The organism is Nafulsella turpanensis ZLM-10 (genome assembly GCF_000346615.1).
Lineage (GTDB): Bacteria > Bacteroidota > Bacteroidia > Cytophagales > Cyclobacteriaceae > Nafulsella > Nafulsella turpanensis.
Genome location: NZ_ANNU01000072.1, coordinates 22,565 through 30,321, shown reverse-complemented (window position 1 = coordinate 30,321; position 7,757 = coordinate 22,565). Strand labels below are relative to the sequence as shown.

The 7,757-nt window shown below is 47.2% G+C and carries 7 protein-coding genes; 5 read left to right on the top strand and 2 right to left on the bottom strand.

What is annotated here, in order from left to right:
• The first annotated feature begins 94 nt into the window (after positions 1 to 94).
• The 5 genes from F752_RS26535 (at position 95) to F752_RS0121490 (ending at position 5,477) form a co-directional block, all read left to right on the top strand.
• Positions 95 to 517 carry a DUF4062 domain-containing protein gene (locus F752_RS26535; RefSeq protein ID WP_051049931.1) on the top strand — a complete coding sequence of 141 codons (423 nt, stop codon included), beginning with the start codon at positions 95 to 97 and terminating at the stop codon, positions 515 to 517.
• Positions 484 to 1,140 (top strand): hypothetical protein, encoded by a 657-nt coding sequence (locus F752_RS26530; RefSeq protein ID WP_051049930.1) that lies wholly within the window; start codon positions 484 to 486, stop codon positions 1,138 to 1,140. The genes F752_RS26535 and F752_RS26530 overlap by 34 nt, the downstream gene beginning before the upstream one ends.
• Positions 1,141 to 1,629: 489 nt before the next feature.
• The gene (locus tag F752_RS0121505; RefSeq protein ID WP_017733814.1) at positions 1,630 to 4,200 is read left to right on the top strand and encodes a M14 metallopeptidase family protein; all 2,571 of its coding nucleotides are present in this window, start codon (positions 1,630 to 1,632) and stop codon (positions 4,198 to 4,200) included.
• A 434-nt stretch (positions 4,201 to 4,634) separates the two neighbouring features.
• Entirely contained in the window at positions 4,635 to 4,937 is a 303-nt protein-coding gene (locus F752_RS0121495; RefSeq protein WP_017733812.1) for an FtsB family cell division protein, read from the top strand.
• 3 nt (positions 4,938 to 4,940) lie between these two features.
• The gene (locus tag F752_RS0121490; protein ID WP_017733811.1) at positions 4,941 to 5,477 is read left to right on the top strand and encodes a hypothetical protein; all 537 of its coding nucleotides are present in this window, start codon (positions 4,941 to 4,943) and stop codon (positions 5,475 to 5,477) included.
• Positions 5,478 to 5,481: 4 nt separating this feature from the next.
• On the opposite strand, the gene F752_RS0121485 is transcribed toward F752_RS0121490, so the two are convergent.
• Entirely contained in the window at positions 5,482 to 6,576 is a 1,095-nt protein-coding gene (locus F752_RS0121485) for an Ldh family oxidoreductase (RefSeq protein WP_017733810.1), read from the bottom strand.
• A 167-nt stretch (positions 6,577 to 6,743) separates the two neighbouring features.
• Positions 6,744 to 7,688, bottom strand: coding sequence for a Ppx/GppA phosphatase family protein (locus F752_RS0121480; RefSeq protein WP_152425256.1), 945 nt, complete (start codon positions 7,686 to 7,688; stop codon positions 6,744 to 6,746).
• Positions 7,689 to 7,757: the final 69 nt, after the last annotated feature.

Sequence of the window (7,757 nt, the reverse complement as noted above, 5' to 3'; positions counted from 1 at the left end):
ACACCATTAGGTTTTCTCCTCTTTATCTCTTATTTTTTTGCTCAGACTTTGCATAAAACCCTGTAAAGTTACCTGCTATTATTTAAAGCAAAGTATGGACAAGAAGTACCAAGTATTTGTAAGTTCAACTTATAAAGATCTTCTGGAAGAGCGGCAAGAAGTGATGCAAGCATTGCTTGAATTGGACTGTATACCAGTTGGGATGGAGCTGTTTCCTGCAGCTGATGATGATCAATGGACCCTAATAAAGGGTTTGATTGATGATTGTGATTATTATATTTTAATAGTTGGTGGAAGATATGGTTCTACAAGTGAAAAAGGGGTTAGCTATACCCAAATGGAGTATGAATATGCTACTAGCCAAGAAATTCCTGTAATTTCATTTTTACCCAAAGAACCTAACAAAATTGAACTCGGAAAAACAGACCTGGATAATGAATCACAGGAAAGGCTTAAAGCTTTCAAAGATTTGGTGCAAAAAAAATGTGTAGATATTGGACTTCTGCAAGTGATTTAGGATCTCAAGTAAGTAGGAGCTTAATTAAGCTGATCAAAAGTAAACCGAGAGTAGGTTGGGTTAAAGCTGATAGGCTTCCAACAGAAGATACAGTAAAAGAAATACTTGGTTTAAGAAGCCAAGTAGAGCAGCTTCAAAAAGAGTTGGAATTAAATCAAACAAGCTCTCCAAAAGGGATAGAGAATCTTAGTCAAGGCGAAGATAAATTTGTGCTCAATTACACATATAAGGTAGACGATGAAAATGTTTGGAGTAATCCTGAAATATTTGAAAGTGAGCTTGAATTAACCTGGAATAAAATATTTTATAAAGTTTCCCCATTCATGATTGATGAGGCTAGCGAGGAAAGAATCAAATCAGCCATTGAACAACAAATAAGTGAGGAAGATTTTGAGGAGCTTTCAGACCTGCATGATGGTAAAAGAATTTCCAATATAAGGTTGAGTATCGAAAGTTTCCAAACAATTAAAATACAACTTAGGGCTTTAGGTTTGATTACTAGAAGCACAAAGAAAAGAAGTATTAAAGACACATCTACTTATTGGAAAATCACACCTTATGGCGACTATGTTATGGTGAAACTTAGGGCTTTGAGAAAGTCTGTAGAAGCAATTGAGCTTTAATAACTTAATATTGTCATTGTAAATTTCAACTAACTCAACAAGGTAATAAAAATAACAGTAGGTAACACTAAAAAAGATCAACGGCTGGTTTATTGGGGTAGCAAAGTTCACTGCCATTTACTACCTTAATTTATGCTGATAGTGAGCTGGCAATTTATCTCAGCCGCTGGTATTTTTATTACCGTAAATCATACAGACCTCTTTTCTGTGCCTGGTTATAGATGTAAACGAGCAGGTGGTGAACAGACCTGCTACTACTTTAAAGGGTGATGGTGAAAGCAAAAGGAGTCAGGGCGGACAACCGGGCGGCAGAGGAGCGATAGTCCCGCCGCGAAATGATTTGGCTTTAACCAGAGATAATTTTCTGTCCAGTACATGCTGTTTACAAGGCAAAGTTTCTGCTAAATAGAGCATCCATCTCACAATTCATCTGCATTTATGAATGCTTTGCCTTATATTTAAAGGTATCGTTCAATAATTTTTAATCAGATGATGAAAATAAAGGTTTTTTGCTTACTGCTTTCCATACTCTCCATCTCCCGAATTTCCCTGGGTCAGGAAGTTTCTCTCGATTATTATTTACCGCAAAATGTTAGTTATAACCCTGGCATTCCTACCCCCGCCTCAGTGCTTGGCTATGAAGTGGGCGAGTGGCACGTAAGTCACGATAAGCTGGTGGAATACATGAAGGCACTTGCGGCTGCATCGGACCGTGTAGGCCTGGAGTATTATGGCAGCACCTACGAGCAAAGGCCTCTTGTACTTCTGACGATTAGTGCACCCGAAAATCTGGAAAGAGCAGAAGAGATTAAAGCCCAGCGCCAGCTTCTTACTCACCCCCGCCAGGAAGGGACGGTAAACCTGGAAGAAATGCCTGCGGTGGTGTATATGGGCTTTAGTATCCACGGGAATGAGCCCAGTGGTACTAATTCCGCCCTCCTGACAGCCTATCACCTTGCTGCCGCACAGGGTGAAGACATAGAAAAGAAGCTGGAGGATGTGGTTGTCCTTCTCGATCCGTCTTTTAACCCCGACGGTATGAACCGCTTTGCTTCCTGGGTTAACTCCCACAGAGGAAAAAATCTGAGCATCGACCCTTTTAACCGGGAGCAGAATGAAGCATGGCCCCGCGGCCGTACCAACCATTACTGGTTCGACCTGAACCGCGACTGGTTGCCGGCCCAGCACCCGGAGTCGCAGGCCCGTCTGCAGAAATTCCATGAATGGAAGCCGAACATCCTCACCGACCATCATGAAATGGGAACCAACTCTACCTTTTTCTTTCAGCCAGGTATCCCTTCCCGCAATAACCCGCTTACGCCGGAAAACACCTACAATTTAACGGAAGCCATTGCCCGTTACCATGCCCAGGCGCTCGACAGCATAGGTTCCCTTTATTATACAGAAGAAGATTTTGATGATTACTACTATGGCAAAGGCTCGACCTATCCTGATATAAACGGGGCTGTAGGCATTCTTTTTGAACAGGCCTCTTCACGGGGGCACGCACAGGAAAGCGAAAATGGCGTGCTTACTTTCCCTTTTACCATTAAAAACCAGTTCAATACCACCCTCTCCACCTTCCAGGCGGCTTATGAACTGCGCGACCGCCTGCTCAGCCACCAGAAAGAATTTTATGAAAATGCTTTAGAAGAAGCTGACGAAGATAAAAAGGAAGCCTATGTATTTGGCAGTTCCGAAGATCCGGTAAGAGCTTATCACCTGGCGGAGCTTATTAACCGGCACGATATTCAGATATACCAGCCTGCCAGTGACTTAAACATTAATAACCAGCGGTTCGAGAAGGAAAGCAGCTATGTTGTTCCGCTCGACCAGCCCCAGTACCGGCTTATTAAGGCGATGTTCGAAACACGTACAGAATTCCAGGACAGCCTTTTCTATGACGTTTCCACCTGGACGCTGCCGCTCTCATTTAACCTTCCCTATGCCGCACTCACGGGCCGGGACGCGAAGGGAGTTCTCGGTCAGGCTATAGAAACCCCTGAGTTTCCGGAGGGCGAGGTAAAAGGTGGTCAAAGCAATTATGCCTACCTTTTTGAGTGGGATGGCTACTATGCCCCCCGCGCACTGCAGCGGCTTTTTGAAGCAGGACTAAGGCCAAAGGTATCCAATGAGCCCCTTAAAACCGCTACTCATGCCTTTGGTCGCGGAAGCATTTTAGTGCCTGTACAAAACCAGGAAATATCGGCAGATTCCATCTTCACGCTTATGAAAACAATTGCTGCTGAAGATGGCATAGATGTTTATAATGCAGCGAGCGGCCTCACCAGTGGCATAAGCCTTGGGAGCCCCAGCTTCTCAAGCCTGGAGCAACCTAAAGTGGCCCTGCTGGTGGAGGGTGATGTATCGTCTTATGATGCCGGCGAGGTATGGCACCTGCTGGACCAGCGTTATAACATGGCCCCCACCTTATTGCCTGTCAGTAGCATTGGAGTAGCTGACTTTAGCCGCTATAATACGCTCATAATGGTAGACGGCGACTACGGAAGCATCGGTAAGCAGGAACAGGATAAATTAAAAGACTGGTTAAAAGAGGGCGGGACTATTGTAGCGCTGCAGGGAGCAGGCAGGTGGCTGGCTGACAGTGGTTTCAGCGAAGTAAATTATAAAATGGACACCCTCAACGATAGCCTGCCCGCACAGGCCTATGGCGACTTATGGAATAGGAGGGGGGCACAGGTAATTGGCGGAGCCATTTTCGATGCCACGCTCGACCTTACCCACCCTTTAACGTATGGCTATAACAGAGAAAATATAGCCCTGTTCAGGAACTCGGAAGATTTTATTGAGCCGGCGCCTGGCGGTTATGCCAACCCTGTTCGCTACACCGGAGACCCCTTACTTTCCGGCTATATCTCCGAACCAAACCTGGAAGCGCTTCAGAATTCAGCTGCGGTACAGGTGTCAGCTTTGGGTAACGGCAGAATTATTACTTTTTCTGATAACCCCAACTTTCGGGCATTCTGGTATGGAACGAACAAGCTATTTATGAACAGCATCTTCTTCGGGCCTGTCATCAGCCGGCTGTCTGCCGAATAAAAAGGCACCACTTGAAGAAAAGTAAAAAAGAAGGAGCTGCCTTTTAATGGACAGCTCCTTCTTTTTTGGCTGTCCCGTTCCGGAACAGCTTCGCCTAAAGCCTTTCCGGCTCTGTTATTTTATGAAGCCTCATCTGGGCTGCCGTTGTTTTTCGTCAGACCAGATGTTTAGGTTGCCGTAGCCAGTGCTGAATGAATGGGGCAGAAACTTTCAGCACTTCAGCTGGAGGTTTATTTCGTCCAGAACCTGTGGATTAGTTTCAGGTCCGGAAAAGGGGAGTGAATTTTTTTCCTGCCACTCAGGCGATGCCTCTGTAAAACTCCTGGCTCCTGCCCTCGAAACATCGAAAAAAATATTATCTTAGCTACCTGAACGGGAGCGCTGAATATGTACCTTGCTAAATAACTCCCTGAATATATGCTGATTGCCTGTTTATGAATATCCTATCCAAATTACCGCCCTTTTTCCGCAACTTCTATGTGCTTACCCTCCTGGGTTTTCTCCTCTGGATGTTCCTGCTGGACTCCAACGACATTATCTCACAGGTGAAACTGAGAAATAAACTGAGCAATCTGCAGGCAGAGAAGGAGTATTACCTGGAAAAAATTGAGGAGGTAAGGAAAGACCGCGAAGAACTGATGAGCAATAAAGAGCTGCTCGAGAAATTTGCCCGCGAAAAGTACCTGATGCGCAAGAAAAGCGAAGACGTATACATAATTATAGAAGAAGACGAGTAAACGATGAAACGATTTTTTACCTGCTGCTTATTAGTAATTTTTTCTCTCCAGGCTGCTGCCCAGCGAAACCTGGAGGAGGTGGAAAAACCGGGATTTAAAGACAGGATATATTTTGGGGGAGGTGGTGCCCTGCAGTTTACAGGAGGTGTCTTTCTGGTGGGGGTGTCTCCTCTCGCCGGTTATATGATAACCAAAAAGCTTTCTGCCGGGCTTGGTGCCACTTACCAGTATGCCCATTACCGCTTTGCCGATGAATCGACCCACACCTATGGCGGCCGTACGTTTGTGCGCTACAATATCTTCCGGAGTATTTATACCACCGGCGAATACGAAATGCTTAATTTTGAAATGCCCCAGATAGGCATGGATGATGAGCCTCGGCAGTGGGTAGACCGCCTGCTCTTTGGAGGCGGCTATTTTCAGCAATTAGGCGGCAGAGGTGGCTTTCATATCGGCCTGCTTTACGACTTCCTGTACCGCGAAGGGCCGGGGAATCCTTATACTTCACCCTGGGTATACCGTATAGGCTTTACCTTTTAGTTTCTTAAAGCTTTAGCTTAAACTTTGCTGCTACTTCCTGCAGGTCCCGGACCACGGGTGGCAGCAGCGGAAAACCTTCTTTTCTTCGAACAGCTTCCATTTCCCTTTCCGGGTCGCCGGGAATTAGTACTTTATCGTGCCCATCCACAGGCGAGGCTCCCCGAAAGCGGCTAATCCAGCGGTCCATATTTGCCTTAAACTCTTCGGCTGGGCGGAAGGCATCTATGCGCATGGCGCCGAAGAAATGTCCCAGCCCCATGCCTACCGGATCGGCTGCCAGTGGCAGAAAGGAAACAAAAGGAGGGACCCAGGGCCCGTAATTAGCGCCACCCAACACACCGCTTAAAATATCGACGATACTGCCCAGGCAGTAGCCTTTATGGCTGCCTCTTTCCAGCTCTCCGCCAAGAGGTAAAAGCGCGCCACCCTTCTTCAGCTCATTAGGGTCGTTACTTTGCTTGCCGGTGGCATCCTGTATCCATCCGTTGGGCGCTTCCTGCTCTTTTCGCTGCAGAATTTCCAGCTTTCCATTGGCGGCGGTGGTGGTGGCAAAGTCGGCGACAAAAGGCGGCTGCTCTCCGGCCGGTACCGCTACGGCAATAGGGTTGGTACCCAGCAGTCTTTCTTTAGAAAAAGTGGGAGACACCAGCGGGCTGGCATTGGTCATGCTAAAGCCTATCATATCGTGCTGCAGGGCCTGCATGGCATGGTAACCTGCTATGCCATAATGGTTGGAGTTCCGCACGGCCACCCAGCCGGTGCCGGCCGCCTGTGCCTTTTCAATGGCTTTTTGCATGGCGACGGGGGCTACAACGAGTCCCAGACCACTATCGCCGTCAATTACGGCCGTGCTGGGGCTTTCATGTACCACCTTTACCTTAGGTCGGGCATTTATCCGGCCTGCTTCCCACAGCCTTACATAGCCAATGAGGCGGGCTACACCATGAGAGTCAACGCCGCGCAGGTCGGCGCTCAGGAGCACTTCGCCTGCCTGCCGGGCATCCTCTTCGGGACAGCCCATCTGCAGAAAAACAGAATAGGTGAAATCTTTTAACTGCTGGTAGGGGAAGTTTTCCATAATGCCGGAGGTCTTAAACATTCGTTATTTCCCGGGCAGGTATGCTGAATCTCATCTGTAAATAAGTAAACAAATGGAGGAGACATGGCCGTTTAAGCTGCCCGAAAAGCACGGCAAGTTAAGATTTCATCCTTAATACTAAAAGCAGGAGCGCAGAATTTAAGGCAGGGAGAAGAAGGTGAGGTTGATTAGGAATGGAAGTCTACCCGTTGCAGCTGAATAACTCTTTGCAGCAGCCCTTCTTTCAGGGCATAAGAAGATACCCGGATATCCGTCAGCTGGTACTCTTCCACCACGAAGCGGATGAGGCAGCAGGCAACCACAATCATATCGACACGCAGCGGAATCATGCCGGGCGTTTCCAGCCGTTGCTGGCGGCTTTTAGCCAGCAAATCATGGTAGATGCTAAAAAAGCTTTCAAGGGTAAGAGGATATTCAGTAGCTGCAGGATCACGCTCCAGCTGAAGGATATTGCAATAGATGTCGCTGAGGGTATCGAAGGAGCCGCTGGAGCCAATAAGCGTGACAGGCTTCAGCCTCATAACCGCCTCAGTTAAGGGGCGTAATTGTTCCTGCAGGTACTGTTCGAGCCGCTCAACCTCTTCGGGTAAAATAGGGTCGTGGTGGTGGAAGAGGTCCAGCAGCCGTTGGGCTCCAATCTCGAAGCTTTGCTTGTAATACGATTGGTTTTCGTCAGCAATAATAAACTCTACGCTGCCGCCGCCAATGTCCATGATTAGCGAATTGCTTTGCGGCAGGCGCATAGCCTGTTTAACACCTCCGTAAATGAGCTCTGCTTCCTCTTCGCCGGAAATTACCTTTACCCGTATACCGGTTTCCTGGAAAATACGATCGGTAATTGCCTCCCGGTTCGAGGCATTGCGAATGGCGCTGGTGGCGGTGGCATAAATTTCTGTTACACCATACTCATCAGCTACGGCTTTAAAATGCCTGAGAGCGGAAATAGCGCGGGCCTGGGCTTCTTCGATAATTACCTGGGCATTAATTCCCCCTTCGCCGATTTTTACGGCTACTTTCTCCCGGTGCAGGATCTCCACCTTATCGGCTTCGACTCTGGCAATCAGGATATGAAAGGTATTGGTGCCCAAATCAATGACAGCTATTTTCCGCATGTTCATTAAAAATTTCCGCAAATATAGATAATCACTTTCAGATGAATTAGTTATTTCTAACTTTATCTA

Bases quoted from the DNA above. Each gene is read 5' to 3' on its own strand.
- F752_RS0121490 (WP_017733811.1), top strand. From the start codon at position 4,941: ATGAAACGATTTTTTACCTGCTGCTTATTAGTAATTTTTTCTCTCCAG.
- F752_RS26535 (WP_051049931.1), top strand. From the start codon at position 95: ATGGACAAGAAGTACCAAGTATTTGTAAGTTCAACTTATAAAGATCTT.
- F752_RS0121495 (WP_017733812.1), top strand. From the start codon at position 4,635: ATGAATATCCTATCCAAATTACCGCCCTTTTTCCGCAACTTCTATGTG.
- F752_RS0121505 (WP_017733814.1), top strand. From the start codon at position 1,630: ATGATGAAAATAAAGGTTTTTTGCTTACTGCTTTCCATACTCTCCATC.
- F752_RS0121480 (WP_152425256.1), bottom strand. From the start codon at position 7,688: ATGCGGAAAATAGCTGTCATTGATTTGGGCACCAATACCTTTCATATC.
- F752_RS26530 (WP_051049930.1), top strand. From the start codon at position 484: ATGTGTAGATATTGGACTTCTGCAAGTGATTTAGGATCTCAAGTAAGT.
- F752_RS0121485 (WP_017733810.1), bottom strand. From the start codon at position 6,576: ATGTTTAAGACCTCCGGCATTATGGAAAACTTCCCCTACCAGCAGTTA.